Raw genomic sequence first — 24287 nt, 5'->3', positions numbered from 1 at the left:
AATAAAAAAGGGCGCCTCCCCGGCGCCCCTTCTTTTCATTCTACCTGCCTCATTCGCCCCCACCAAGCGAATGCACGAAGATCGCCAGCTGCTTGACGGTCGTATCACCAAGACGCTCTCCCCAGGCGGGCATGACACCATGCTTGGGCGACCGGATCTGCGCGACGATCCCTTCCTCCCCGTGCGCCTTCAGCCAGATCGCATCGGCCAGATTGGGCGCGCCGAATTCGCGATTACCCTTGGCATCTTCCCCGTGGCACGAGGCGCAATTGTCGGCGAAGAGCTGCTTGCCGGGCTCCACCAGCGCCGGGTTGGAGGGTGTTCCGGTAAGGCTGACGACATAGGCGGCAACCTCGCGGATTTCGTCGGATTTGAGAATGTCGCCGAAGGCCGGCATTTCCGAAGCGCGCGTATCCGCGTCGTCGGCAAAACGAATGCCGTGCTTCACCGTCGTGTAGATATCATCGACACTGCCGCCCCACATCCAGTCGTCATCATTGAGGTTGGGATAGCCCTGCCCGCCTTCGGCACCCGAACCGTGACACTGAATGCAGTTGACCTTGAAGGCGGCAGCACCGCCGGAAAGGGCAAATTGCATCAGGGTCGGATCAGCCTGAATTTCGGCGAGCGACGAATTGGCGATCCTGTCGACATAAACGCTCTGCGCCTGTTTCGCATCGGCAATATCGGCGGCAATCTCGCCACGGCTGCTCCAGCCGAGCAACCCCTTCGTTGCGCCGCTGATCAACGGATAAGCCGGATATGCAATGGTGTAACCGATTGCCCAGAGGATCGTGAAATAGAAGGTCCAGACCCACCAGCGCGGCATCGGATTGTTCAGCTCGCGGATACCGTCCCATTCATGGCCGGTAGTTTCGACGCCGCTGATGTCATCAATGTGTTTTTCGGACATATCCTAGTCCTCCTTGAGCGGAATGCTGGCGGCATCGTCCGCGGCCTTCTTCGAGCCGGGGCGAAGGGTGAAAACGACGACGCCGGCGAAGAACAGGGTCATGACAAGCAGGCCCCAGCTATCGGCGAAGTGGCGCATGGCCGTGTAGGTTTCCATGGCTCAGGCCTCCTCACCGGTATCCGGCGGCATCGTCATAGGTCGAGAAATCGACCAGCGTGCCGAGCATCTGCAGATAGGCGACCAGCGCATCCATTTCGGTGAGCTTGGCCGGATCGCCGTCGAAATCACCGACCTTGGCTTTCGGATACCGCGCCAGCAGTTCCGAGGAATCCGCATTCGGATCGGCCTGGGCGGCAAGATCGGCCGTGGATTTCTCGATCATCTCGTCGCTATAGGGCACACCCACGGCGCGGTTGGCCTTCAGCTCCATGGAGACGTCCGTGATCTTCAGCGGCGTGGTCTTCAGGAACGCATAGGACGGCATGATCGATTCCGGCACGACCGAGCGCGGATCGGCCAGATGCTGCACGTGCCATTCGTTCGAATAACGGTCGCCGACACGGGCAAGGTCCGGTCCCGTGCGCTTGGAACCCCACTGGAACGGATGGTCGTACATGGATTCCGCCGCCAGGCTGTAATGCCCGTAACGCTCCACCTCGTCGCGGAACGGACGGATCATCTGGCTGTGACAGACGTAACATCCCTCGCGGATGTAGATATTGCGTCCGGCAAGCTCCAGTGGCGTGTAGGGTCGCATGCCCTCCACCTTCTCGATGGTGTTTTCGAGATAGAAGAGCGGTGCGATTTCCACGATGCCGCCGATCGAGACGACCAGCAGGGAGCCGACCAGAAGCAGCGTGGCGTTGCGTTCGATGACGGCGTGTTTGTCGAGTATGGACATGTGCCCCTCCTATTCCGCGGGCTGTAGCGAACGGGCTTCGGCGGGCTGCGCCAAAGCTTCGGCATCCGTATGGAAGCCCTCGTCGCGTTGATGACCGAGGATGGTCATCGTGACGTTGTAGGCCATGATCAGCGCGCCGCTGAGGAACATCAGGCCGCCCAATGCACGCATCACGTAATAGGGGAACAGGGCCGCGACCGATTCCGCGAAGGAATAGACGAGGAAGCCCTGGCTATCATATTCGCGCCACATCAGGGCCTGCTGGATGCCGGCCACCCACATGACGGCGGCGTAGACGACGATGCCGAGCGTGGCGAGCCAGAAGTGCCAGTTGACGAGTTGCAGGCTGTAGAGACGCTTCCTGCCCCAGAGCTTCGGCGTCAGGTAATAGATCGCGCCGAAGGTGATCATGCCGTTCCAGCCGAGAGCGCCGGAATGAACATGGCCGATGGTCCAGTCGGTATAGTGGCTGAGCGAGTTGACGGCCTTGATCGACATCATCGGACCTTCGAAGGTCGCCATGCCGTAGAAGGCCACCGCCATCACCATCATGCGCACGACTGGATCGGTGCGGATCTTGTCCCAGGCGCCCGAAAGCGTCATCAGGCCGTTGATCATGCCGCCCCAGGAAGGCATCCACAGCATGACCGAGAACACCATGCCGAGCGTCTGCGCCCAGTCCGGCAGCGCCGTATAATGCAGGTGGTGCGGGCCGGCCCAGATATACATGAAGATCAGCGCCCAGAAGTGGATGATCGACAGGCGGTAGGAATAGACAGGGCGGTTCACCTGCTTCGGAATGAAATAATACATCATGCCGAGGAAGCCGGCGGTCAGGAAGAAGCCGACGGCGTTATGGCCGTACCACCATTGCGTCAGCGCATCCTGCACGCCCGAGAAGGCCGAGTAGCTCTTGACCCCGAGGAAGGAAACCGGAACCGCAAGGTTATTGACGATGTGCAACATGGCGATGGTGACGATGAAGCCGAGATAGAACCAGTTCGCCACATAGATATGCGGCTCCTTGCGCATCAGGATCGTACCGAGGAAGGCGACCAGATAGGCGACCCAGACGATGGTCAGCCAGATATCGACATACCATTCCGGCTCCGCATATTCGCGGCCCTGGGTGATGCCGAGCAGATAGCCTGTGGCGGCCATGATGATGAAGAGATTATAGCCCCAGAACACGAACCAGCCGAGATTGCCGCCGAACAGGCGCGCGCGACAGGTTCTCTGCACCACATAAAACGATGTGGCGATCAGCGCATTTCCCCCGAAAGCGAAGATCACCGCAGAGGTGTGCAGCGGCCGCATGCGGCCGAAATTGAAATAGGGCGCGATGTTGAGATCGGGAAAGGCGAGCTGCAGCGCGACCACGACCCCGACCAGAAAACCGACGACACCCCAGAACACGGTGGCGATGACGCCGTATTTCACCACTTCGTCGAAATATTCGGATTTCAGCCGGGCGCGCGCGGCCGGATCGACAGGCGCGAAGGAAACCCGGCGCAGCAGAAGCACCGTGCTGACCAGAAGCGTAAAGAACAGCACCCACATATGGGCGGCGAAAAGACTGTCATGGGCAAAGGCTGCCCCGAGCAACGCGAGAAAGGCCCCGAGGGCCACGATCGCGGTTTCTAACGTGTAATTCATTGTTGGTTTCCCCCAACGTGCAAGCCGACCGACGAAAGGCGCGGCACGCGCCCGGGAGAGCGGAAACGCGCCTTTGCGTCGGTTGGAGCATTGCCACCGGGCGGGGAAGGCCACCTTGATCCAGATCAAGAAAGCAAAGCTGTCGCAGCCCCCGTAAATCGGGCGGCGGCTTCACCGGAGGAATTGCGCAGGAGCAAAAAGACGGCGGTGGCGATTTCGCTTTCGCAGGCCCTTTTTCAGCCCTTCATCTTCAGCGGCAGTCCGGCTGCGACGAAATAGACCTCGCCGGCAATGGCGGCAACGCGCTGGTGCAGCCGCCCGGCATGATCGCGGAATTCGCGCGCCATGCGGTTTTCCGGCACTATACCGAGGCCGACCTCGTTGGAGACGAGAATGAGTTTCGCCCTGGTCGATGCGATCGCCGCCTCAAGCGCGACGAAGGCGGCGTCGATATCGGCATTTTCCATCATCAGATTGGTGAGCCACAATGTCAGGCAGTCGATGAGGATGACGTTCTCCGGCTCATCGAGCCGCTGCAGCACGGCGGCAATATCGACCGGCGCCTCATGGGTGGTCCATTCCCCGCCCCGCCGCTCCCGGTGATGGCTGATGCGGTCACGCATCTCGTCATCCCATGCCCGGCCGGTCGCCAGATAATGCAGGCACGCACCGGCCTGCCCCGCAAGTTCTTCCGCGAAACGGGACTTGCCGGAGCGCGCGCCGCCAAGAATGAAAACGGAGCGGTTTTGATCTGTCATGGAAAACCTGGATGAAGAGAATGAAACGGACCGGTGTCTTTTGCAATGTCGCAAGCCGGTGACAGGCGGACATGAAGGGAACGATTCGTAGAAAAAGGCGTCCCCCGGTTGCTCATGCCGGACTGCCGCTGATACCGGGCCGAAGAGAACAAAACCTGCCTGCACGATGCGGGACATTGAAGCCTTGGCCACCCCGGATGCCGGAAACACCGGTCCTCCAGAAAGGCTAGGTGTGAATGGCAATTCTGTCAATCGGCAGGATACAGGCGGAACCGGTACGCAAAACCTTACCCGGAACCGGCAGACCTTTCGTCCGCGAAGCGATTGATAAAGCGACTTGGTTACCGGAAGGTTAGCGAAAATCCGAATGATGGAACCGCAACAGAGAATATTCGGAGACGGCAGCCGCCGCCATTGCCTTGCCATAGCCTTCAAATCAATATGCTTTCGAAGATTCGCAAACAGCAAGGTGGCCTGCCCGTGATGACCGTCATGGACTATATCTCGATCATCGTTTTCATCCTGTTATGGGCCGCCTATACCCATATCACGACGGGATCGCGGCTGTTTTCGCGCGCCAGCCTCAATCAGGCCATGGCCGAGCGCCGGCGTCACTGGATTATGAATTCGCTGAAGCGCGACCTGAAGATGATCGACACGCAGATCATGGCCGGCCTTCAGAATGGCACCGCCTTTTTCGCCTCCACCTCCATCTTCGCCATCGGCGGATGTTTCGCGCTTCTGGGGGCGACCGAGCAGGTCGAATCGGTCTTCCGCGACATGCCTTTCGTGCATTATTCCGGGCGCACGGCCTTCGAGCTGAAGGTCATCGGGCTCACCTGCCTGTTCGGTTATTCCTTCTTCAAATTCGGCTGGTCCTACCGCCTGTTCAACTATTGCACCATCCTGTTCGGCGCCATCCCCATGGTCCACGATGTCGGTGCGGACCGCGAGGCGGCGGAACGCGCGGCCGAAAATGTCATAAAGATGAACATCATCGCTGCTAAGAACTTCAATGACGGCCTGCGGACGATCTTCCTGTCCATCGGTTATCTCGGCTGGTTCATCAGCCCCTATATCTTCATCGCCAGCACCGTCATCATCATCGTCGCACTCCTGCGCCGCCAGTTCTTTTCAGAAGCCCGTCTCGCCATCATGGAAGAAAACAGGCCTTGAAATCGCCGCACTTCAAGGGCCAAGCCCCAGGTCAATTCAAGTGATTACCGGCCCCTCGAAAAGCTGAAAAAAAGCGGAAACCATGGACACAGACACAGCCGCAAATGAAACCCGCCGCAGAGGCCGCATCGGCGGGCTGGATACGCTGAGAGGGCTCGCCCTCCTCGCCATGGCGTCCTACCACTTCACATGGAATCTGGAATATTTCGGCTATCTCGAACCCGGCACGGCGACGACGGGTCTCTGGAAGCTCTATGCGCGCGGCATCGCCAGTTCATTCCTGTTTCTCGCCGGCTTCAGCCTGTTCCTCGCCCATGGCAAGGGCCTAAACTGGCCGTCCTTCGGCAAGCGTTTTGCGATGGTGGCAGGCTCTGCGCTGCTCATCACCGTCGCCACCTATTTCGCTTTCCCGGACAGCTTCATCTTCTTTGGCATCTTGCACAATATTGCCACCGCAAGCCTTGTGGGACTGCTATTCCTGCGGGCGCCGGCGCCGGTGACTTTGCTTTTTGCTGTCATCGCATTTGTCCTGCCGCACTATCTGCAATCCGACCTGTTCAATGCAAAATGGCTGGCCTGGATCGGTTTTTCCACCATGCCGCCGCGTTCGAACGACTATGTTCCGCTGCTGCCCTGGCTTGCACCCTTCCTCGCCGGCCTTGCGGTTTCACAATTCGTCACGCCACGCAGCTGGCTGGACCGCTTTCGCAATCCAAGCTCGCCGCGCAATCTGGTCGCCAGCGCCGGCCGCCACAGCCTCGCCTTTTACCTCATCCACCAGCCGGTGCTGATCGGCCTCGTCTACACCCTGTCCGTCCTCGCCCCGCCTCCGCCCGTCGATCAGGTCGAGCTCTACAAATCGAGCTGTGAAAAAAGCTGCGTCGAGCAGCCGAACGGGCTGGAACTGTGCCAGCGTTTCTGCGGCTGCACGCTGGAGAAGCTGCAGGCGGAAAACCTGTTCGACACGATGATGGAAAGCAAGCTCAGCGCCGATCAGCAGACAAAGGTCAGCGAAGTGGCGCAACAGTGTACGGTTGAGGCGCAATAGGGAGACGTCAGGGCTTGCCGCCTTTTCTTCTCCCCGCCGGGGAGAAGAAACAAGCGGCGCACATTCGCTCCAAGGCGACCCATTGCCGCTCTAGCGATCACCCCTCAAAGGAATGCGGTAAAGATAAAAGGCTTGAGACCTGTTTCGGCATCAAGTCATGGAAGATCAAGCAGCACGAGCTGCTTTCAAGTCCCCACGCCGATCTCGGCAAGCCGCGTCAGGCACGCCTCTTCGACATTGTCGAGTTCCGCCAGCGTCTCTTCGATGTCCTTACGCTTCTGCCGAAGCTCGGCGCGCTTTTCGTCGACCTTCTTCATCAGCAGCACCAGCTGGCCCGATTCGCCCGGCGGTTCCTTGTAGACGTGAATGATTTCGCGAATTTCGGAGATGGTAAAACCGATACGGCGACCGCGCAGGATTTCCTGGATGAGTCGGCGGTCCGCAGCCCTGAAAAGCCGGGTGCGCCCGCGACGCTCAGGGTGAATCAGCCCCTCATCCTCGTAAAATCGCAAGGTGCGGGTGGAAACACCGAATTCGCGTGTCAGTTCGGTTATGCTATAATACTTGTCCAAGGGCCTATCCGATTCATGGTCGGAAGACATTATTTGACCTTCACGTAAAAGTCAATTTTTGCCCGCCTCGCCTATCCTGAAATACCGTACCACCAGGTGGCGATCCCCAGAAAGGCGAAAAAGCCGACAATATCCGTCACTGCCGTCACGAACACCGCCGATGAAACGGCGGGGTCGGCTCCAAATTTGTCGAGAACCAGTGGAATGAGAATGCCGGCGAGCGCTGCCGCCAGCATGTTGAGACACATGGCCGTGGCGATGATGCCGCCAATATGGATATCCTGAAACCAGATACCGGCAACGACGCCGATGGCACAGCCGAACAGCATGCCGTTCAAGATGCCCACCCCCGCCTCACGCCGGATGATGCGGGCGGCATTGTGAATATCGAGGCTTTTGGTGGCGAGCGCCCGCACCGAGACGGTCATGGTCTGCGATCCCGCATTGCCGCCCATGCCGGCCACGGCCGGCATCAGGATCGCCAGCGCGATAATCTGCTGGATCGTCGCATCGAACAGGCTGATGACCGAGGCCGACAGAAAGGCAGTAAGGAGGTTGACGGCAAGCCAAGGCACGCGCGAGCGCGAGGTGCTGACGATACTGTCCGACAATTCTTCGTCACCCACACCGCCGAGGCGCAGCAGATCCTCCTCCGCCTCTTCCTGAATGACGTCAACCACGTCATCGATGGTGAGCACACCGACCAGCCGGCCGTTATCGTCGACCACGGCGGCGGAGAGAAGGTCGTATTGTTCGAAAAGCTGCGCCGCCTCTTCCTGGTCCATCTCGGCCGGAATGGAGTGGTTGGTCTCGTGCATGATCGTTTCGATCTTCACCTGACGCTTGGCGCGCAGCACCTTGTCGAGATCGAGCGCACCGACCAGCTTGAAGGTGGGATCGATGACGAAAATCTGCGTGAAGGAATCGGGCAATTCCTCCTCCTCGCGCAGATAATCGATGGTCTGCCCCACGGTCCAGAACGGCGGCACGGCGACGAATTCCGTCTGCATGCGGCGACCGGCCGAGCTTTCGGGATAATCCAGCGCCCGCATGAGCCGCACGCGTTCGGTAAAGGGCAGCTGCGAGAGAATATCCTCGCGGTCCTCGTCGTCGAGATCCTCGAGAATATAGACCGCATCGTCAGAATCGAGCTCGCCGATACCGGCGGCGATCTGCTCGTTCGACATCTGGTCGACGATGTCGAGGCGGATGCCCTCATCCACCTCGGTCAGCGCCGTCATGTCGAAATCAGAACCGAGAAGCCTGACCAGCGCGTGGCGCTGTTCCGGCAGGATGGATTCGAGCACGTCGCCGAGTTCCGACTCATGCAGCCGGGCCACATTTTTGCGCAGGAAGAGCAGGTCGCGGTCGGCGATCGCCGCCCCCACCATGGTCAGGAAATCGGAGCGGACGGACCCATCCTCGGCGTAGATATCGGAGGGTGCCTCTGTCGGCTTCACGTCCTCGGGCGCGACAGGATCGTCGTCACGGTCTGTCATCTGGCGTCCCCTCGTATTTCAAATGCCGCAGTGCACGGATGCGCAGGCAGAATGGCGTTAAAAGGTATATTGTCAACAACCGGATAGCGGCAAATAAACAAGCTCTCCGACTGCGGCGAAAAATCCATTCAACATTCCTCTTCCTCTTCGCCGGCGGGGCCTCGGCCAGCGGCTATAGGCATGTTTAGCCGATCTTTGCAGCCTGCTTTGCGACAACGCCCACCCCCTTTACGCCGTTCCCGTTTCAAATGTCGAACGGGCAAAGAAAGGTTTCGCCGCAATGCACAATTAAGACATTGACAGGCCGCCTGGAACGGCGCTTCTGAAGATGCATTTTGACAATCGGCAAACGCCGACAGCCAAGCACGAGAAGACAGTTTCCGGGAATCAGGACCATGAGCAAGACGGATTTCATTGGCAAGGCGTCGACCGCCGCAGGCGGCTGGGGCGCACTCAAAAGTGTCGGCAAACGCCTTCTGGAATCCGGGGCCCCGATTTCCGGCGCGCGCACCCTCCTGAAAACGAACCAGCCGGATGGCTTCGATTGTCCCGGCTGCGCCTGGGGCGACCCCGAACATGGTTCCTCCTTCGAATTCTGCGAAAATGGCGTCAAGGCTGTCGCATGGGAAGCGACGGAAGCCCGCGTACCGCCGGATTTCTTTGCCAGCCACACGGTCTCCGAACTGCGTGGCTGGTCTGACTATGATCTGGAGAAGCAGGGTCGGCTTACCCATCCGATGCGTTATGACCGGGCGAGTGACAAATATCTGCCCGTCTCCTGGGATGATGCCTTCGCGGAGATCGGCCGCATCCTCAACAGCCTCGACAGCCCGAACCGGGCGGAGTTCTATACCTCCGGCCGCGCCTCCAACGAGGCGGCTTTCCTTTATCAATTGATGGTGCGGCTCTATGGCACCAATAATTTCCCCGATTGCTCGAACATGTGCCACGAAGCGAGCGGCGTCGGCCTGAAGGCATCGATCGGCGTCGGCAAGGGCACCGTGCTGCTCGAGGATTTCGAACAGACGGACGCCATTTTCGTCATCGGGCAAAATCCCGGCACCAACCACCCCCGCATGCTGGGCGACCTGCGCCGCGCCGCCCTTCGCGGCGCGCGGATCGCCGTCTTCAACCCCATCCGCGAAAAGGGTCTGGAGCGCTTTGCCGACCCGCAGGACAAGGTCGAAATGATCACCGGCGGCAGCACCCGCATCGCCACCAATTATTACCAGCCGCGCCAGGGCGGCGACATGGCGGCTGTGCGTGGCATGAGCAAGGCGGTCTTCGCCGCCGACGATGCCGCAAGGGCGGCGGGCGAGCCCGCCATCATCGATTACGACTTCCTCGCCGAACATGCGGCGGAGTTCGAGGCCTATCGCGCCGCCGTCGAAGCGACGGGCTGGGACAGCATCCTCGACCAATCCGGCCTCACCCGTGCGGAAATCGAGGAAGCCGCCCATATCTATATGAATGCCGGCTCCGTCATCGCCACCTGGGCCATGGGCGTCACCCAGCATCGGCACTCGGTCGTCATCGTCCGTGAAATCACCAATTTCATGCTGCTGCGTGGCAATATCGGCCGTCCCGGCGCCGGCCTCTGCCCCGTGCGCGGCCATTCCAACGTGCAGGGCGACCGCACGGTCGGCATCGACGAAAAAGCCCCGCCCGCACTTCTCGACGCGCTGGAGAAGGAACTCGGCGTCCCCATGCCGCGCGAGCCCGGCCACAATACCGTGGAGGCCGTGGCCGCCATGCTGGATGGCAAGGCCGAAACCTTCATCGCGCTCGGCGGCAATTTCATGCGGGCGACGCCCGACAGCCCGCTGATCGTCAAGGCTTTCGAAAAGCAGAAGCTGACCGTCAACATCGCCACCAAGCTCAACCATTCGCATCTGGTGCCGGGCGAAACCTCCTTCGTGCTGCCCTGCCTCGGCCGAACGGAAATCGACCTCAACTCGGCGGACCGGCCGCAGATCGTGACCGTCGAGGATTCCATGAGCATGGTGCATGGTTCCGGTGGCATCAATCCGCCGGCATCGGATGCGCTGCGCTCGGAAGTTGCCATCATCGCCGGCATCGCCGAAGCGACGCTCGGCAATGCCCATGTGAACTGGAAAGCGCTCGCCGATGATTACGATCTCATCCGCGACATGATCGAGAGGGTCATTCCCGGCTTCGACAATTTCAACGAGCGCGTCCGCGTGCCACGCGGTTTTCATCTGCGTAATGCGGCAGCGGAGCGGCAATGGGATACGCCGGCGAAAAAGGCGACGTTTTACACCGGCCCGCTGCCCGAACAGACCGAACACCAGCAGGCGCTCAGCCGCGACAATCTTTTCGTGCTGCAGACCTTCCGCAGCCACGATCAATACAACACCACGATCTACGGCATGGATGACCGCTATCGCGGCGTCTATGGCGAGCGCCACGTCATTTTCATGAACCCCAAGGACATGGAGGCGCTCGGCGCCCATTCGCGCCAGCGCGTCGATGTCATCGGCGAATATGGTGACGGCATGGAGCGCATCGCCAAAAACTTCCGGCTGGTGCCCTACAATATTCCGCGTGGCAGCGTCGGCGGTTATTATCCGGAACTGAACGTGCTGGTGCCACTGTCGAGCTATGGCGAGGGCAGCTTTACGCCGACATCGAAATCGGTGCTGGTTTCCGTCCGCCTGCTCGCCAATGCCGCCCCGTGAACGGGATGCCGCTTGATGGATGAGGAGCAATCCGCAGCCGCTTTCATGGCTGCGGTGGCGAGAATTCAGGCATCGTCTCCAGCGCTGACGGCGACGGGTGCCGCCATCCTTCTCGCGGTCCATCTGAATATCGCCACCGACAGCCGCAGCATCGCCAATCGTCTGGGGCTTGCGCATGCCCTCGTTCTGCGCGAAATCACTGTGCTGTCGCCTGGCTTCCTGCGGGTAACGAAACGCGACGCCCGCACCCAGCGCAGTTTTCTGGAGGTGACCGGGGAAGGACGGGCGCTTGCCGCCGCCTCCTTGCCGGCTTGAAACGAACGGAGCATTCCTTGGCAATCAGGCCGATCCTGCCCTACCCCCATCCCGGCCTGTCCGAAATCTGCGCGCCGGTGACGGCTTTTGACGATCATATGCAGGAACTGGTCACGGACCTCATCGACACCATGCGCGCCGCCCCCGGCGTCGGCATCACCGCGGCCCATATCGGCGTGAAGCAGCGCGTCTTCGTGCTCGAACTGACGCCGGGAACCGTCCTGACCTACATCAACCCTGAAATCATCAGCCAGTCCCCGCAAACCATGCGGCATGTGGAGGGCAGTGTTTCCATGCCGGGCTTTACCGACGAGGTGGAACGGCCGTCCGGGATCGAAGTGCGGTTTCAGGACGTATCAGGTGCGGAACACAGCCAGACCGCCGAAGGATTTCACGCCATCTGCATCCAGCACGAGATCGACCAGCTGGACGGCATTTTCTGGCTGAAGCGCCTCTCCAAGCTGAAACGCGACCGGCTGGTGAAGAAATGGGAAAAATCCCGAAAGCCGTGACGGTCAGCCGGTTATCGACAGCGCGAATTCCGCGTCGCCCTTCAGTGTATTGCTGACGGTGCAGATATCCTCCGCCATATGGGCGATTGCAGTGCGGGTCGCCGCATCGAAATCCCCGGCAATCGCAATCCCGATATCGAAACGGATGATACGATAGGGTTCCACAGCGGATTTTTCACCGGAGACGTCAACGGCAGCACCTTCGAATCGATCGAGCAGCCCCATGTGGCTTGCCGCGATACGGGCGCTGAGCGCCAGGCATGCGGCAAGCGACGCGTAAAGAAGATCGATCGGGTTAAAACCCGGCTCCGAGACACCGGTCACAATCTCCAGAGAGCCGCCGGTCACCGTCGAAACCAGCGGGCGACCAAGCCGCCCGACCTTCGCCGAAGCGCCGACCGGCCTCAATTTCACCTTCGCACCGTCAACCATTCTCACATCCTGATTTAATCGCGCGCAACCGACCGCGTGGAACAAAAACCTGTCTGGCGCTTTTTACTCACACAACGGTGAACGACCGTTGAACCATTATTTTACAGGGAGCTGGGACATATGGTTACATCTACGCTCGTCAGCATTCTGATCACTTTCCTGGTGATCGTGCTCGTCTTGTGGCTCATCGCGCGACTGCCGGTCGGCGGCGGCGTCAAACAGATCGCACAGGTGATCGTCATCATCATCGGCATTATTTCGCTGCTGAAATATCTCGCCGTCTTTTGATGTCCCGCTCGGTTGTGGTGACGATTTAAATGCTTATGAAAACAGGCGGCGAAAGCCGCCTTTTTTATGCGCGGATATTGTCCGCCCGTCGTTATTGACGAGGATCGAACTGATAGGCTTTTTTCAGGGTAATATCCCGAACGCTGCCTATGCCGAGAAACGGCGTATTCTCGGCGTCGAAAATCGCCCTGCCCTTTGCCAATATCCACCGGCTCGAACCATCCGGCAGATTGACCTTGTAACGCTGGTCGAAAAACACGCCGGTGGTGATACTGTCAAAAATCGCCTGCGCCACCTGCTCTCGCATTTCGGCGTCGATTCTTTCGAGAATTTCTTCGATCGTCACCCCGCGCGACGCAACCGGTTCGGAAAACCCATGACATTCCGCGGTGACCGCATCCATGATCAGCCTGTTGTCGGAAATGCTCCACATGTAATAGCCAAGCGCATTGTCTGAATCCGTTTTGTCCCCCAGCACGAAAACCCCCAGACTTTTTTCCTGACAAAAGCTAACATCAGACCTCTCAGATTCCACCCCTTGGTTTTATGGGGGAAAATGCCCGGCTACTGTAGCGTGCATCGATATCCACCGAAATTTGATGATGATCGAATCCAACTAGCATCCCGAAATGAATGATAAATTCTGAAGAGGCATCGCAAAATCACCCGCCCGCGCCTACATGGCTTGTGATGATATGTCGAAGGAGTTCAACATGGTGCGAGCCGCCCTCACTTTCGGATTGCTGACCGCAACCGTCTTACTAGCCGGGTGCCAGACTTGGCATAGTCCTTATCGTGGAACCGAGTGGCGCATGGATCAGGTGATGGATGGCGACCCCTACCGGGTCGGCGACGGGCAGCGCAACCGACGCTAGCCACCCCGTTCATTCAATCAGGACGGCGGCAGGTCGACAATTTGCCGCCCTCACTTATCGCGCTCTGGCTGCGGGGTAAAACAGATTGACGTGACCCGGGTTACATCCAATTCGTTCCAACAACCCCGGGACAGAAAACAGAGAGAAAGCTAAACGACTGGCTAAAAAAGAAAAAACCCGCCGAAGCGGGTTTCTTTGGTGCGGTCGAGAAGACTCGAACTTCCACGGGTTGCCCCACAGCGACCTCAACGCTGCGCGTCTACCAATTCCGCCACGACCGCATCGTGGTAGGCGTCGACTTGCGCCGACGGGGGTGCATGTAGCAAAAGGATTTTGGGTGCACAAGAGCGTCGTGACAGTTTTTTGAAATTAAAAATCGCACTGCACCATCCTATATGCAGGAAGCCCGGAAATGCTGGGGTTGCGGCCGTCTCGCCATTTTGCGAGAAGGCTGTGGAAAGGACTTTTTCATGCTCACACGCACGGATATCGAGACAAATATGTTCCCCGCCGCCGGATCACCGCCCGTTCGCTGGCGAATCTCGGACGGCCTTGTCCCCTATGAGCAGGCGATAGAGGAGATGGAGCGGGAAGTCGGAGCCATCGCTGCCGGCGAGGCCGACGAACTCGTCTGGCTTCTGGAGCATCCGCCGCTCTACACCGCCGGCACCAGCGCCGATTCCGCCGACCTCATCGAGCCGGAGCGTTTTCCGGTCTTCGCCACCGGTCGCGGCGGCGAATATACCTATCACGGACCGGGACAGCGGGTCGTCTACGTGATGCTCGACCTGAAACGTCGCCGGCAGGATGTCCGCGCTTATGTGGCGGCGCTCGAGGATGTCATCATCCGCACGCTCGACAAGATGAATGTGCGTGGCGAGCGGCGTGAGGATCGCGTCGGCGTCTGGGTCAGGCGGCCGGAAAAACCTCTCCTGCCAGATGGTGGCATGGCGGAAGACAAGATCGCAGCGCTCGGCATCCGCCTGCGCAAATGGGTGAGCTTTCACGGGCTGTCGATCAACGTCGATCCCGACCTCTCGCATTTCTCCGGCATCGTTCCCTGCGGCATCAGCGCCTATGGCGTTACCAGCCTTGTCGATCTCGGATTGCCGGTTATGATCGGCGACGTCGACGTTCTGCTGCGCGAGGCCTTCGAGGAGGTTTTTGGCCCGGCAGTGCCCGAAACCGGCGCAGGCGGCTGATCCCACCGCAACCTTTGTCGCAGGCCGGTGTTTGATGCATCGATCACCACAAGAGGAGGAACGACCATGTTCACTACGTCCGCTTATGCCTGCGATGACGGTTCTTCGCCGATGAAGCTCTCGACCATCAAGCGTCGCGATCCCGGCCCGCGCGATGTCGAAATCGAGATCGAATTCTGTGGCGTCTGTCACTCGGATATCCACACGGCCCGCAGCGAATGGCCGGGCTCCCTCTACCCCTGCGTCCCCGGTCACGAAATCGTTGGCCGGGTCGGGCGGGTGGGCTCGCAGGTTACCCGGTTCAAGACGGGTGACCGTGTCGGCGTCGGCTGCATCGTCGATAGCTGCCGGGAATGCGCAAGCTGCGCCGAGGGACTGGAGCAATATTGCGAAAACGGCATGACCGGCACCTATAATTCGCCCGACAAGGCCATGGGCGGCGGCGCGCATACACTTGGCGGTTATTCCGCCCATGTGGTGGTGGATGACCGCTATGTGCTCAATATTCCAGAAGGGCTCGATCCTGCGGCCGCGGCACCGCTGCTCTGCGCGGGAATCACCACCTATTCGCCGCTGCGTCACTGGAATGCCGGTCCCGGCAAGCGGATAGGCGTGGTTGGTCTCGGCGGCCTTGGCCATATGGCTGTCAAGCTCGCCAATGCCATGGGCGCGACCGTGGTGATGATCACCACATCACCTGGCAAGGCGGAAGACGCCAGGAAGCTCGGCGCCCATGAGGTGATCGTTTCCCGCGATGCGGAGCAGATGAAGAAGGCCGCGTCGAGCCTCGATCTCATCATCGATGCTGTCGCCGCCGACCACGATATCAACGCCTATCTGGCGCTGCTGAGACGTGATGGCGCGCTGGTGCAGGTGGGCGCGCCGGAAAAACCGCTCTCGGTGATGGCCTTCAGCCTCATCCCCGGCCGCAAGACTTTTGCCGGTTCGATGATCGGCGGCATTCCCGAGACCCAGGAAATGCTGGATTTCTGCGCCGAAAAAGGCATCGCCGCCGAAATCGAGATGATCGATATCGATCAGATCAATGACGCTTATGAACGCATGATAAAAAGCGATGTGCGTTATCGTTTCGTCATTGATATGAAGAGCCTGCCGCGCCAGAAAGCCGCCTGACCTCAAAGGGGGCGCTTTCCGGTGTCCCCTTTCCTCGTTGGACCTTTCGGTCGAAAGCGCAGCCCCACACATGACCAGCCAGACCGGTTTCAGCGATGTCGCCAGGGGCATGACCATTATGGCGGGCTGCATGCTGGTGCTGCCGGTCATGGATGCCATCGCCAAATATATGGCGGTAGTCGGTGGCATGTCGCCGGCACAGGTGACCTTCTATCGCTTCTTCTTCCAGGTGGTGTGCACCCTGCCGCTATTGCTTGTTGTATCTCCAAGGGCGCTGTTCAGCGCCAAGCGGCCATGGATGAACTGCCTGCGCGGGGTGCTGCATGCCTCCGCCAGCCTGATGTTCTTTGCCGCCGTTAAATACATGCCGCTTGCCGATGTCTTCGCGATCTATTTCGTCGAGCCCTTCATGCTGACGATGATGTCCGCCCTCTTCCTGGGTGACAGGGTCGGCTGGAAGCGCTGGACGGCGATTGTCGTCGGTTTTGGCGGTGCGTTGATCGTCATTCAGCCGAGTTTCGAAATCTTCGGCTGGACCTCGCTGCTGCCGGTCGCCTGCGCTTTTCTCTACACGCTTTACCTGTTCCTGAACCGCGCCATCGGCGATGCCGACAGCCCGCTTGTCATGCAGACCATGTCCGGCATTGCCGGGACGCTGTTCATGGGCGCAGCACTCCTCGCCGGCGATGCGCTGGGCGACAGGGATTTCGCCGTCTCGTTGCCGCAATCCGGATTCGCGCTTGCCCTGCTTGTCCTGCTGGGATCGATATCCGGCTACATGCATCTGCTGATCGTCAGGGCGTTCCGGCTGGCGCCGCTCTCCCTGTTGGCGCCGTTTCAATATTTCGAGATCATCTCGGCGACGATTCTCGGCTACGCGCTGTTCTCGGATTTCCCGACACCATCAAAATGGCTGGGCATCCTTATCATCGTCGCATCTGGCCTGTTCATCATCTGGCGGGAAAGCAAACAGGCCCATACGACGCCGCCGCTCGACGGGCAATGACGTTTGGCCACAGCCCCGTCAGCTCTCCGAGGGCAGCGGGCCTTCGTCGTGATGATCCTGCGCTTCCACAAGGCTGCCGAGCAGCCAGAGCGAAACTTCGGCCGCCTCTCCCGCTGACTTGAAGCGATAGGAGCCGCTATATTTCGGCATATCGAAGAAGGTGACGACAAAACCGTCGCCGCTTTCCAGGCTCTCGACCCGGATGCGCTCGGGATCGATCATCACGCACACATAATGCGAGCCCATGTTGCGCATGAAGCCGGCCTTGTTGTCGTGCAGCCGCACGAAGGCGGCGCCGCCATCCGCCGTCATGTGCAGGCTTCTGATCGCCTCATTGGGAAAGGCGCGGGCGAAATCCATGATCGCCTGCCCCACATCATGGCTGTTGTCTTCCTCGGTCGCCTGAGACATGCGCCAGGCATAAACAGCAAAGACCGAAAGCAGCACGAAAACGATAATCCAGATCGCCAAATTCATCCGGGACGCTCCCTCAGCATCGAAACTTTTCGATTCGCGACTCAAAACGACACGAACCCGGTTTGGGTTCATAAAGATCGAGGCTTGCGTGAAGTATGGCTCGCCGCGGCAGGCGGTTTGTACGATCAGAAGCGCTTGAGGAAAGAAGCCTTGGCCAGCAGCCATTGCCGGCGAAGCTGCGACAGTTGCAGGTCGCCGTCGAAAACGCCAGCTCCCGCCTTTCTGGCGGCGGCGATGACCGGGCCGGACAAAGCGACGGGCAGATAGGCAGCAAAGACAGTCTTCGCGATCTTTGCGCGTCTTGCCTTCTCGATATGATCGAGCGCATGGGTAGCGAAAATTTCAATGGCGATGCCGATACGCTGCCTGTCCTCACCCTCGAGAAAGGTTTCGCGATCAAGCCCGGCGGCCGAGAGCATGTCGGCGGGAATATAGACCTGCCCGCGACGCCGGTGGAGAGGCATGAGCAGCAGCATGCCCGCCATGGCCTGGGCCACACCCGCATGTCCCGCCGCCTCCGCGCTTGCAGCGGCATCCTCGGCGGAAAGCACGAGGCTTGCGAGCTGGATGAGGGCCGAGGCGGTTTCGCCGGCATAACCCTCAAGGGCGTTACGATCCTCGAACAGGTCGTCATAGAGATCGAAGATACGCGCCTCGATCATATTGCCCAGCACAGGGCGCGGCAGGCGATATTGCTCGATGGTGTTCAAAAGTGCCGCGGCTACGGGGTGTGACTGGCTGTCACCGTGCGGATTGCCGTCGAGAAGATCACGCCACCATTGCATGCGCACTTCGCCGGGCAGCGCCTCGCGCACGGAATCGCGGATACGGGCGATTTCGGCGTTGAAGGCGTAAAGTGCGGCGAGAGAATTACGCTTGTCGGCCGGCGACAGAAGGCAGGCGAGATAGCGGTCGCGATCGGTGTCGCGCAGCGTCGCGAGGCAGACGTCGAGATTTTCTGTGGGTGCCATGGTTCCCCGCGCGCGAAACGTCTTCAGCCTTCGACGGCAATCAGCGCCGCCGCTACGGCACGCGATTCCGAAAGCATGATATTATAGGTGCGCACGGCAGCACCCGTGCTCATCGGGTCAACCGAAATGCCCGCCTCCTTGAAGGCGGCACGCAATTCTTTCGGCAGGACCCGCATACCGTCACCCGTGCCGATCAGCAGCACCTCGATATCCTGCGCTTCCGCCAGAACCTTTTCGAAATGCGCGACGGTCAGTTCTTTCGCATCAACGGGCTCCCACCCGTAAATGCCCGAAGGCAAAAGCAGAAGGGAGCCGCGATGCGACATGTCGGCAAAGCGGAAACCGCCATTGCCATAGGCATCGATGGGCGCCCGGCCGGGAAAATGGGCCGGGCGTATTTCAATCCCGCCAGCCATCAGACGGCAGGCTTGCCGCCAATGGCGCTACCGGGCTTTTCATCCTTCTCGTCTTCCGCATCCTTGCTGTCGGGACGCAGCTTGAAGGCGATCAGCACCGGAGCGGCAATATAAAGCGACGAGAACACGCCGATACCGACACCGAACAGCATGGCGAAGGTGAAGGAGCGGATGACTTCGCCACCGAAGAGGTACAGCGACAGAAGTGCCAGAAGCACGGTCAGACCGGTGAGGATCGTACGCGACAGCGTCTGGTTCAGCGATACGTCGATGATCATCGACAGCGGCATCTTCTTGTATCGCCTGAGGTTCTCACGGATACGGTCGTAAATCACGACGGTGTCGTTCAGCGAATAACCGATGATCGTCAGGATCGCCGCGATACTGGTGAGGTTGAATTCTATCCCCAGGAAGACGAAGAGGCCGATCGTGAAGACCACGTCGTGCACCATGGAGATGACCGCACCGAGCGCAAACTGCCATTCGAAGCGCACCCAGATGTAGACCATGATCGCGCTCATCGCGAGCAGGATGCCGATCGTGGAGGTGAAGGTCAGGTCACCCGACACGGCCGGACCGACAACTTCAACGCGACGGAAATCGTAGTTGGCTTCAAGTTCGCCGCGCACCAGCGTGATGGCCGACTGCTCGGCATTTTCGCCGCCGTCCTGCGCCTGGATGCGGATGAGGACATCCTGCGGCGTACCGAAGTTCTGCGCCTGGATTTCACCGAGGTTCAGCTGATTCAGACGCTCGCGGATATCGGCGAGATCCGCCTCACCCTGCTTGGCGCGCACCTCGATGACCGAACCGCCCTGGAAGTCGATACCAAGGTTCAGACCCTTGCCGATGAAGCCGCCGATGCAGGCGAGCATGACTGCGCCGGTGATCATGAACACGACGCGACGATACCGCATGAAGGGAATGTCGCGGCCGTCGAACATGGCGGTGCGAACACCCTTCGGCAGGTGCTTCGGGCGGCTGCGGCGAACCCAGTAGCCGAACATCCATGCCGTCAGCGTATAGGCGGTGAAGACGGTGGTGATGATACCGACCGCAAGCGTAACGGCGAAGCCCTTGACCGGACCGGTGCCCATGTAGAACAGAACGCTCGCCACGATCAGCGTCGTCAGGTTGGCATCGATGATCGTCGCAAAGGCACGGGTGAAACCGTTATCCAGGGACTGGATCAGCGGTTTGCCGCTCTTCACCTCCTCGCGTATGCGCTCATAGATCAGAACGTTGGAATCCACCGCCATGCCGATGGTCAGAACGATACCGGCAATACCCGGTAGTGTCAGCGTCGATCCGATCACACTGAGGACGGCCAACAGCATGACGACGTTGACCACAAGGGCGATATTCGCGAGCAGGCCGAAGAAGCCGTAGAAAACGAACATGAAGATGAGGACGCCGATGGCGCCGATGGCACTGGCCGTCAGGCCGGCGGTGATGGAGTCGTTACCGAGGCTCGGGCCGACCGTGCGTTCTTCGACGACCGTCAGCGTGGCCGGCAGTGCACCGGCGCGCAGCAGAACGGCGAGGTCATTCGCGCCCTGCACCGAGAAATTACCGGAGATCTGGCCCGAACCGCCGATGATAGGCTCGCGGATGACAGGCGCGGAAATGACCTGGTTGTCGAGCACGATGGCGAAAGGCTTGCCGACATTCTGCTGCGTCGCCTGCGCGAAGCGCTGCGCGCCGCGGCTGTCGAAGCGGAAGGTGACGACCGGTTCGTTGGTCTGCTGGTTGAAGCTTGCCTGCGCGTCGACGAGATTGTCGCCGGAGACGAGTGCGCGGCGTTCCACCAGATAAGGAACCGGCGGATCGTCCTGCGAATAGAGAACCTCAGACGTTGCCGGCGGACGGCCATTCATGGCCTCCTGCACCGGCATCGTCGTGTCGACCATGCGGAAGGAGAGCTTTGCCGTCTGGTTGAGAAGCGATTTCAGGCGCTGCGGATCCTGAAGGCCCGGCACCTGCACGATGATGCGGTCGGAACCCTGGCGCTGGATGAGCGGCTCGGTTGTGCCGACTTCGTCGACGCGGCGGCGCACGACTTCGATCGACTGCGACACGGCCGAAGACAGGCGGTAATCGATGCCCTCATCCGTCAGGTTGAGCCTGAGCAGATTGTCGCCGCCATCATTCATCGTGACTTCGGTGATGGAGCCGCCGACCAGCGTGCCGGCGGAGACCGGCTGGGTCAGATCACGGAGTGCCGTCTTGGCGGCTTCCAGTTGAGCGGGATCGCTGATGCGGACCTGGATCTGCTGGCCGTTGCCGGTCAGCCCCGAATAACGGATGTTGGCGTCGCGGAGCTGCGTGCGCACATCACCCACGATCGTTTCAAGGCGTTCCTTGACGATGTCGGTACGCTCGATCTTGAGCATGATGTGCGAACCGCCCTGAAGGTCGAGACCGAGCGTTACCTTGTTGTCCTTGTACCAGGCAGGCATGCCCTCCAGCTGCTTGTCCGAAAACAGGTTGGGAGAGGCGATGAAGACGCTTGCCAGCACAAGCAGCCAGATGAAGACTGTTTTCCAACGGGAAAAATGAAGCATTTCGATCTCGGTCAGGGTTGGGGTCGCGCGCAGCACGCAACCCGTCAAAATTCGGAAGCGAACACTCGGTTGTCCGGCAGGATCAGGAAGCGGCTTCCGTCTTGACCACTTCGCCCTTCACGCGCACTTCGGCAATGTAGGCACGAGCGGCACGGATTTTCACGCCTTCGGCGATTTCGACTTCGAGTTCATTGTCGTCGATGACCTTGGTCACCTTGCCGACGATGCCGCCGCCGAGAACGACCTGGTCACCACGGCGAATGTTGGTCAGCGTTTCCTGGCGCTTCTTCATCTGCGCGCGCTGCGGGCGGATGAGGAAAAAATACCAGACCACCATGAGCGGCGCAAACAGGAAAAGCATCTCAAGGCCGGAACCGAAGGCCGATGCGCCGCCTGCTGCGTCCTGGGCAAAAGCTTGACTAATGAACATATAAAACTCCTCAGAATTACGGCACGACCTTGGATGCCGCCCCAGCTTTCAAGCCGCCGGAATATAGTGGGGAACGCCGGGATTGCAACAGATGCAGGGCCCTCGCCGTACCGATTCCGGACCTCTTAACCTTTATGGGCCTGAAACACCATGCTAGGCCGGGCGCAAAAGAGAGTTTTGAACACCAGACAAGCGGAAGAAACACCATGATTCGAGAAGAAACGGCCTCCCTGCTTCTTTCAGAACTGCGCCGGCTTACCATTGCCGTGGAACGGCTTGCCGGCCCCGCACCCGCCGTAAACGACTGGAATGCGGCGGATTGTTTCGTCTGGGCACCGGTGAATTCCTTTCTCCAGCCGGTTCCCCGACCCAACCGCATCGCGCTGAAGCTCATTCGTGGCGTCGACCATGTCCGCGATATCCTGCATGAAAACACGCTGCGTTTCGCCGAAGGTTTCGCCGCCAACAACGTGCTCCTCTGGGGCGCGCGCGGCATGGGCAAATCCTCGCTGGTCAAGGCCGTTCACGAAGATGTGCGCGCGGCAAGCGGCGTTTCCCTGAAGCTGGTGGAAGTGCACCGCGAGGACATCCACACCCTGCCCGCTTTGCTCGACATAATGAAGGCGTCCGGCCAGCGCGTCATCGTCTTCTGCGACGACCTCTCCTTCGATCATGACGACACGGCGTATAAATCGCTGAAGGCCGCGCTCGACGGCGGCATCGAGGGACGGCCGGACAACGTCCTGTTTTACGCCACCTCCAATCGCCGCCATCTCCTGCCCCGTCACATGATGGAAAACGAACAGTCCACCGCCATCAACCCGTCCGAGGCGGTCGAGGAAAAGGTCTCGCTCTCCGATCGCTTCGGCCTGTGGCTCGGTTTCCACAAATGCGGCCAGGAAGACTATCTGACGATGATCGAAAGTTATGCCGCGCATTTCGATCTGGGGCTGGACCGCGAGACCCTGCACCACGAGGCGCTGGAATGGGCGACGACCCGCGGCGGCCGCTCGGGCCGTGTGGCCTGGCAATATATCCAGGATGCCGCTGGCCGCCTCAGAAAACCGCTCGACCGATAACGCCACTGCGACGCCGGTGAAAGCCGGTGTCGTTACGGCCACAACGCGTGTCGTATTCCCGAACGCGACATCTCCCGCCAAATGGTTTGCTACGCCATGGAGTCATCCTGCCCGCGGAGGAGCTGGCAGGCACGGTGTTCAACCACGGAGGAGATGGATATGAGCAGGAACAGAGGCGTCGTTTACATGCGGCCGGGTCAGGTCGAGGTTCGCGATATCGACGACCCGAAGCTCGAGGCGCCGGATGGCCGCCGTATCGAGCACGGCGTCATTCTCAAGGTGATTTCCACCAATATCTGCGGCTCCGACCAGCACATGGTGCGCGGCCGCACCACCGCGATGCCGGGCCTCGTCCTTGGCCATGAAATCACCGGTGAAGTCATCGAAAAAGGCATCGACGTCGAGATGCTGCAGGTCGGCGATATCGTCTCCGTGCCGTTCAACGTCGCCTGCGGCCGTTGCCGCTGCTGCAAGTCGCAGGATACCGGCGTCTGCCTGACGGTGAACCCTGCCCGCGCCGGCGGCGCTTATGGTTATGTCGACATGGGCGGCTGGATCGGCGGACAGGCCCGTTATGTCACCATCCCCTATGCCGACTTCAACCTGCTGAAATTCCCGGATCGCGACAAGGCGATGTCGAAGATCCGCGACCTCACCATGCTGTCGGATATTCTGCCGACCGGCTTCCACGGCGCCGTCAAGGCGGGCGTCGGCGTCGGCTCCACCGTTTATGTCGCGGGCGCCGGTCCGGTCGGTCTTGCCGCTGCCGCTTCCGCCCGTATTCTGGGTGCGGCCGTCGTCATGGTCGGCGATTTCAACAAGGATCGCCTCGCCCACGCGGCACGTGTCGGTTTTGAACCCGTCGATCTTTCCAAGGGCGACCGGCTGGGCGACATGATTGCTGACATCGTCGGCACTAACGAGGTGGACAGCGCCATCGACGCCGTCGGCTTTGAAGCACGCGGCCATTCCGGCGGCGAACAGCCGGCCATCGTTCTTAACCAGATGATGGAAATCACCCGCGCCGCCGGCTCGATCGGCATTCCCGGGCTTTACGTCACCGAAGATCCCGGTGCGGTCGATAATGCTGCAAAGCAGGGCGCCCTGTCGCTACGCTTCGGTCTTGGCTGGGCGAAGGCTCAGTCCTTCCACACCGGCCAGACGCCGGTGCTGAAATATAATCGTCAGCTCATGCAGGCCATCCTGCACGACCGCCTGCCGATTGCCGATATCGTCAACGCCAAGATCATCGCCCTTGATGATGCCGTGCAGGGATATGAAAGCTTCGATCAGGGCGCGGCCACCAAGTTCGTGCTTGATCCGCATGGCGATCTGCTGAAGGCGGCCTGACGTCGCCGAGAGTT

The 24287-nt window shown here is 60.1% G+C and carries 25 protein-coding genes and 1 tRNA gene; 11 read left to right on the top strand and 15 right to left on the bottom strand.

Annotated features, from left to right (window positions below):
* Positions 1–49: 49 nt before the first annotated feature.
* From ccoP to cobU, 5 genes are all read right to left on the bottom strand, one after another.
* Entirely contained in the window at positions 50–913 is an 864-nt protein-coding gene (gene ccoP / locus O3S81_RS04955) for a cytochrome-c oxidase, cbb3-type subunit III (RefSeq protein ID WP_269341318.1), read from the bottom strand.
* Positions 914–916: 3 nt separating this feature from the next.
* The gene (locus O3S81_RS04950; RefSeq protein WP_269341317.1) at positions 917–1069 is read right to left on the bottom strand and encodes a cbb3-type cytochrome c oxidase subunit 3; all 153 of its coding nucleotides are present in this window, start codon (positions 1067–1069) and stop codon (positions 917–919) included.
* 13 nt (positions 1070–1082) lie between these two features.
* Entirely contained in the window at positions 1083–1814 is a 732-nt protein-coding gene (gene ccoO, locus O3S81_RS04945; RefSeq protein ID WP_269341316.1) for a cytochrome-c oxidase, cbb3-type subunit II, read from the bottom strand.
* 9 nt (positions 1815–1823) lie between these two features.
* The gene (gene ccoN, locus O3S81_RS04940) at positions 1824–3470 is read right to left on the bottom strand and encodes a cytochrome-c oxidase, cbb3-type subunit I (protein WP_269341315.1); all 1647 of its coding nucleotides are present in this window, start codon (positions 3468–3470) and stop codon (positions 1824–1826) included.
* A 236-nt stretch (positions 3471–3706) separates the two neighbouring features.
* Positions 3707–4228 (bottom strand): bifunctional adenosylcobinamide kinase/adenosylcobinamide-phosphate guanylyltransferase, encoded by a 522-nt coding sequence (gene cobU / locus O3S81_RS04935; RefSeq protein ID WP_269341314.1) that lies wholly within the window; start codon positions 4226–4228, stop codon positions 3707–3709.
* Positions 4229–4711: 483 nt separating this feature from the next.
* Between cobU and O3S81_RS04930 the strand changes: the two genes are divergently transcribed.
* Together O3S81_RS04930 and O3S81_RS04925 are read left to right on the top strand one after the other, a co-directional pair.
* On the top strand, positions 4712–5404 hold the full coding sequence (locus O3S81_RS04930) for a DUF599 domain-containing protein (protein ID WP_269341408.1): 693 nt from the start codon (positions 4712–4714) through the stop codon (positions 5402–5404).
* 82 nt (positions 5405–5486) lie between these two features.
* On the top strand, positions 5487–6452 hold the full coding sequence (locus tag O3S81_RS04925) for a heparan-alpha-glucosaminide N-acetyltransferase (protein WP_269341313.1): 966 nt from the start codon (positions 5487–5489) through the stop codon (positions 6450–6452).
* A 185-nt stretch (positions 6453–6637) separates the two neighbouring features.
* Here O3S81_RS04925 and O3S81_RS04920 read toward each other — a convergent pair whose 3' ends face one another.
* Together O3S81_RS04920 and mgtE are read right to left on the bottom strand one after the other, a co-directional pair.
* On the bottom strand, positions 6638–7024 hold the full coding sequence (locus O3S81_RS04920) for a MerR family transcriptional regulator (RefSeq protein WP_003524989.1): 387 nt from the start codon (positions 7022–7024) through the stop codon (positions 6638–6640).
* Positions 7025–7095: 71 nt separating this feature from the next.
* Complete coding sequence (gene mgtE, locus O3S81_RS04915) at positions 7096–8523, bottom strand: magnesium transporter (RefSeq protein ID WP_269341312.1); 1428 nt, start codon at positions 8521–8523, stop codon at positions 7096–7098.
* Between the two features lie 395 nt (positions 8524–8918).
* Here mgtE and O3S81_RS04910 point away from each other — a divergent pair, with 395 nt between their 5' ends.
* Genes O3S81_RS04910 through O3S81_RS04900 form a run of 3 tightly spaced genes read left to right on the top strand, consistent with a single transcriptional unit; the run spans position 8919 to position 12049 of the window.
* The gene (locus O3S81_RS04910) at positions 8919–11222 is read left to right on the top strand and encodes an FdhF/YdeP family oxidoreductase (RefSeq protein ID WP_269341311.1); all 2304 of its coding nucleotides are present in this window, start codon (positions 8919–8921) and stop codon (positions 11220–11222) included.
* Positions 11223–11237: 15 nt separating this feature from the next.
* A complete protein-coding gene (locus tag O3S81_RS04905) occupies positions 11238–11537 on the top strand; it encodes a hypothetical protein (protein WP_269341310.1) in 300 nt (99 codons plus the stop codon).
* A 17-nt stretch (positions 11538–11554) separates the two neighbouring features.
* Positions 11555–12049, top strand: a complete 495-nt coding sequence (locus O3S81_RS04900; RefSeq protein WP_269341309.1) for a peptide deformylase — start codon at positions 11555–11557, stop codon at positions 12047–12049.
* 3 nt (positions 12050–12052) lie between these two features.
* Here the strand turns inward: O3S81_RS04900 and O3S81_RS04895 are convergent, their stop codons facing one another.
* A complete protein-coding gene (locus O3S81_RS04895; RefSeq protein WP_269341308.1) occupies positions 12053–12481 on the bottom strand; it encodes an OsmC family protein in 429 nt (142 codons plus the stop codon).
* Positions 12482–12601: 120 nt separating this feature from the next.
* Here O3S81_RS04895 and O3S81_RS04890 point away from each other — a divergent pair, with 120 nt between their 5' ends.
* Positions 12602–12769, top strand: a complete 168-nt coding sequence (locus O3S81_RS04890; protein WP_269341307.1) for a Thivi_2564 family membrane protein — start codon at positions 12602–12604, stop codon at positions 12767–12769.
* A gap of 91 nt (positions 12770–12860) precedes the next feature.
* Here O3S81_RS04890 and O3S81_RS04885 read toward each other — a convergent pair whose 3' ends face one another.
* Both O3S81_RS04885 and O3S81_RS04880 read right to left on the bottom strand, forming a co-directional pair.
* Positions 12861–13247, bottom strand: a complete 387-nt coding sequence (locus O3S81_RS04885; RefSeq protein WP_269341306.1) for a PAS domain-containing protein — start codon at positions 13245–13247, stop codon at positions 12861–12863.
* 593 nt (positions 13248–13840) lie between these two features.
* A tRNA-Leu gene (locus O3S81_RS04880) sits at positions 13841–13925 on the bottom strand.
* Positions 13926–14114: 189 nt separating this feature from the next.
* Between O3S81_RS04880 and lipB the strand changes: the two genes are divergently transcribed.
* The 3 genes from lipB to O3S81_RS04865 all read left to right on the top strand — a co-directional run bounded on the left by lipB (position 14115) and on the right by O3S81_RS04865 (position 16986).
* On the top strand, positions 14115–14846 hold the full coding sequence (gene lipB, locus O3S81_RS04875; protein ID WP_269341305.1) for a lipoyl(octanoyl) transferase LipB: 732 nt from the start codon (positions 14115–14117) through the stop codon (positions 14844–14846).
* Positions 14847–14912: 66 nt separating this feature from the next.
* Positions 14913–15980 carry an NAD(P)-dependent alcohol dehydrogenase gene (locus O3S81_RS04870; RefSeq protein WP_269341304.1) on the top strand — a complete coding sequence of 356 codons (1068 nt, stop codon included), beginning with the start codon at positions 14913–14915 and terminating at the stop codon, positions 15978–15980.
* A 70-nt stretch (positions 15981–16050) separates the two neighbouring features.
* Entirely contained in the window at positions 16051–16986 is a 936-nt protein-coding gene (locus tag O3S81_RS04865; RefSeq protein WP_269341303.1) for a DMT family transporter, read from the top strand.
* An 18-nt stretch (positions 16987–17004) separates the two neighbouring features.
* Here O3S81_RS04865 and O3S81_RS04860 read toward each other — a convergent pair whose 3' ends face one another.
* The 5 genes from O3S81_RS04860 to yajC form a co-directional block, all read right to left on the bottom strand.
* Positions 17005–17463, bottom strand: coding sequence for a hypothetical protein (locus O3S81_RS04860; protein ID WP_269341302.1), 459 nt, complete (start codon positions 17461–17463; stop codon positions 17005–17007).
* 125 nt (positions 17464–17588) lie between these two features.
* Positions 17589–18434, bottom strand: coding sequence for a phytoene/squalene synthase family protein (locus O3S81_RS04855; RefSeq protein WP_269341301.1), 846 nt, complete (start codon positions 18432–18434; stop codon positions 17589–17591).
* A 23-nt stretch (positions 18435–18457) separates the two neighbouring features.
* A complete protein-coding gene (locus O3S81_RS04850; RefSeq protein ID WP_269341300.1) occupies positions 18458–18850 on the bottom strand; it encodes an Mth938-like domain-containing protein in 393 nt (130 codons plus the stop codon).
* Complete coding sequence (gene secDF, locus O3S81_RS04845) at positions 18850–21414, bottom strand: protein translocase subunit SecDF (protein WP_269341299.1); 2565 nt, start codon at positions 21412–21414, stop codon at positions 18850–18852. Before secDF ends, O3S81_RS04850 begins: the two co-directional genes overlap by 1 nt.
* 82 nt (positions 21415–21496) lie before the next feature.
* Positions 21497–21844 (bottom strand): preprotein translocase subunit YajC, encoded by a 348-nt coding sequence (gene yajC / locus O3S81_RS04840; RefSeq protein ID WP_003524964.1) that lies wholly within the window; start codon positions 21842–21844, stop codon positions 21497–21499.
* A 206-nt stretch (positions 21845–22050) separates the two neighbouring features.
* Here yajC and O3S81_RS04835 point away from each other — a divergent pair, with 206 nt between their 5' ends.
* Both O3S81_RS04835 and fdhA read left to right on the top strand, forming a co-directional pair.
* Entirely contained in the window at positions 22051–22923 is an 873-nt protein-coding gene (locus tag O3S81_RS04835; protein ID WP_269341298.1) for an ATP-binding protein, read from the top strand.
* Between the two features lie 159 nt (positions 22924–23082).
* Entirely contained in the window at positions 23083–24273 is a 1191-nt protein-coding gene (gene fdhA / locus O3S81_RS04830) for a formaldehyde dehydrogenase, glutathione-independent (RefSeq protein ID WP_269341297.1), read from the top strand.
* The last annotated feature ends 14 nt before the right edge of the window (positions 24274–24287 follow it).

Origin of the sequence: Agrobacterium sp. SOY23, from assembly GCF_027212525.1 — a bacterium.
Lineage (GTDB): Bacteria > Pseudomonadota > Alphaproteobacteria > Rhizobiales > Rhizobiaceae > Agrobacterium > Agrobacterium tumefaciens_I.
This window is presented reverse-complemented; position numbering and strand designations above follow the sequence as displayed.

What these genes read in the sequence shown, in the direction of transcription:
- O3S81_RS04835 (WP_269341298.1), top strand. Translation starts at nt 22,051, where the DNA reads ATGATTCGAGAAGAAACGGCCTCCCTGCTTCTTTCAGAACTGCGCCGG.
- yajC (WP_003524964.1), bottom strand. Translation starts at nt 21,844, where the DNA reads ATGTTCATTAGTCAAGCTTTTGCCCAGGACGCAGCAGGCGGCGCATCG.
- ccoO (WP_269341316.1), bottom strand. Translation starts at nt 1,814, where the DNA reads ATGTCCATACTCGACAAACACGCCGTCATCGAACGCAACGCCACGCTG.
- O3S81_RS04860 (WP_269341302.1), bottom strand. Translation starts at nt 17,463, where the DNA reads ATGAATTTGGCGATCTGGATTATCGTTTTCGTGCTGCTTTCGGTCTTT.
- O3S81_RS04925 (WP_269341313.1), top strand. Translation starts at nt 5,487, where the DNA reads ATGGACACAGACACAGCCGCAAATGAAACCCGCCGCAGAGGCCGCATC.
- O3S81_RS04855 (WP_269341301.1), bottom strand. Translation starts at nt 18,434, where the DNA reads ATGGCACCCACAGAAAATCTCGACGTCTGCCTCGCGACGCTGCGCGAC.
- O3S81_RS04895 (WP_269341308.1), bottom strand. Translation starts at nt 12,481, where the DNA reads ATGGTTGACGGTGCGAAGGTGAAATTGAGGCCGGTCGGCGCTTCGGCG.
- fdhA (WP_269341297.1), top strand. Translation starts at nt 23,083, where the DNA reads ATGAGCAGGAACAGAGGCGTCGTTTACATGCGGCCGGGTCAGGTCGAG.
- O3S81_RS04910 (WP_269341311.1), top strand. Translation starts at nt 8,919, where the DNA reads ATGAGCAAGACGGATTTCATTGGCAAGGCGTCGACCGCCGCAGGCGGC.
- O3S81_RS04850 (WP_269341300.1), bottom strand. Translation starts at nt 18,850, where the DNA reads ATGGCTGGCGGGATTGAAATACGCCCGGCCCATTTTCCCGGCCGGGCG.
- O3S81_RS04905 (WP_269341310.1), top strand. Translation starts at nt 11,238, where the DNA reads ATGGATGAGGAGCAATCCGCAGCCGCTTTCATGGCTGCGGTGGCGAGA.
- O3S81_RS04865 (WP_269341303.1), top strand. Translation starts at nt 16,051, where the DNA reads ATGACCAGCCAGACCGGTTTCAGCGATGTCGCCAGGGGCATGACCATT.
- lipB (WP_269341305.1), top strand. Translation starts at nt 14,115, where the DNA reads ATGCTCACACGCACGGATATCGAGACAAATATGTTCCCCGCCGCCGGA.
- secDF (WP_269341299.1), bottom strand. Translation starts at nt 21,414, where the DNA reads ATGCTTCATTTTTCCCGTTGGAAAACAGTCTTCATCTGGCTGCTTGTG.
- O3S81_RS04890 (WP_269341307.1), top strand. Translation starts at nt 12,602, where the DNA reads ATGGTTACATCTACGCTCGTCAGCATTCTGATCACTTTCCTGGTGATC.
- O3S81_RS04930 (WP_269341408.1), top strand. Translation starts at nt 4,712, where the DNA reads ATGACCGTCATGGACTATATCTCGATCATCGTTTTCATCCTGTTATGG.
- mgtE (WP_269341312.1), bottom strand. Translation starts at nt 8,523, where the DNA reads ATGACAGACCGTGACGACGATCCTGTCGCGCCCGAGGACGTGAAGCCG.
- cobU (WP_269341314.1), bottom strand. Translation starts at nt 4,228, where the DNA reads ATGACAGATCAAAACCGCTCCGTTTTCATTCTTGGCGGCGCGCGCTCC.
- O3S81_RS04950 (WP_269341317.1), bottom strand. Translation starts at nt 1,069, where the DNA reads ATGGAAACCTACACGGCCATGCGCCACTTCGCCGATAGCTGGGGCCTG.
- O3S81_RS04870 (WP_269341304.1), top strand. Translation starts at nt 14,913, where the DNA reads ATGTTCACTACGTCCGCTTATGCCTGCGATGACGGTTCTTCGCCGATG.
- ccoP (WP_269341318.1), bottom strand. Translation starts at nt 913, where the DNA reads ATGTCCGAAAAACACATTGATGACATCAGCGGCGTCGAAACTACCGGC.
- ccoN (WP_269341315.1), bottom strand. Translation starts at nt 3,470, where the DNA reads ATGAATTACACGTTAGAAACCGCGATCGTGGCCCTCGGGGCCTTTCTC.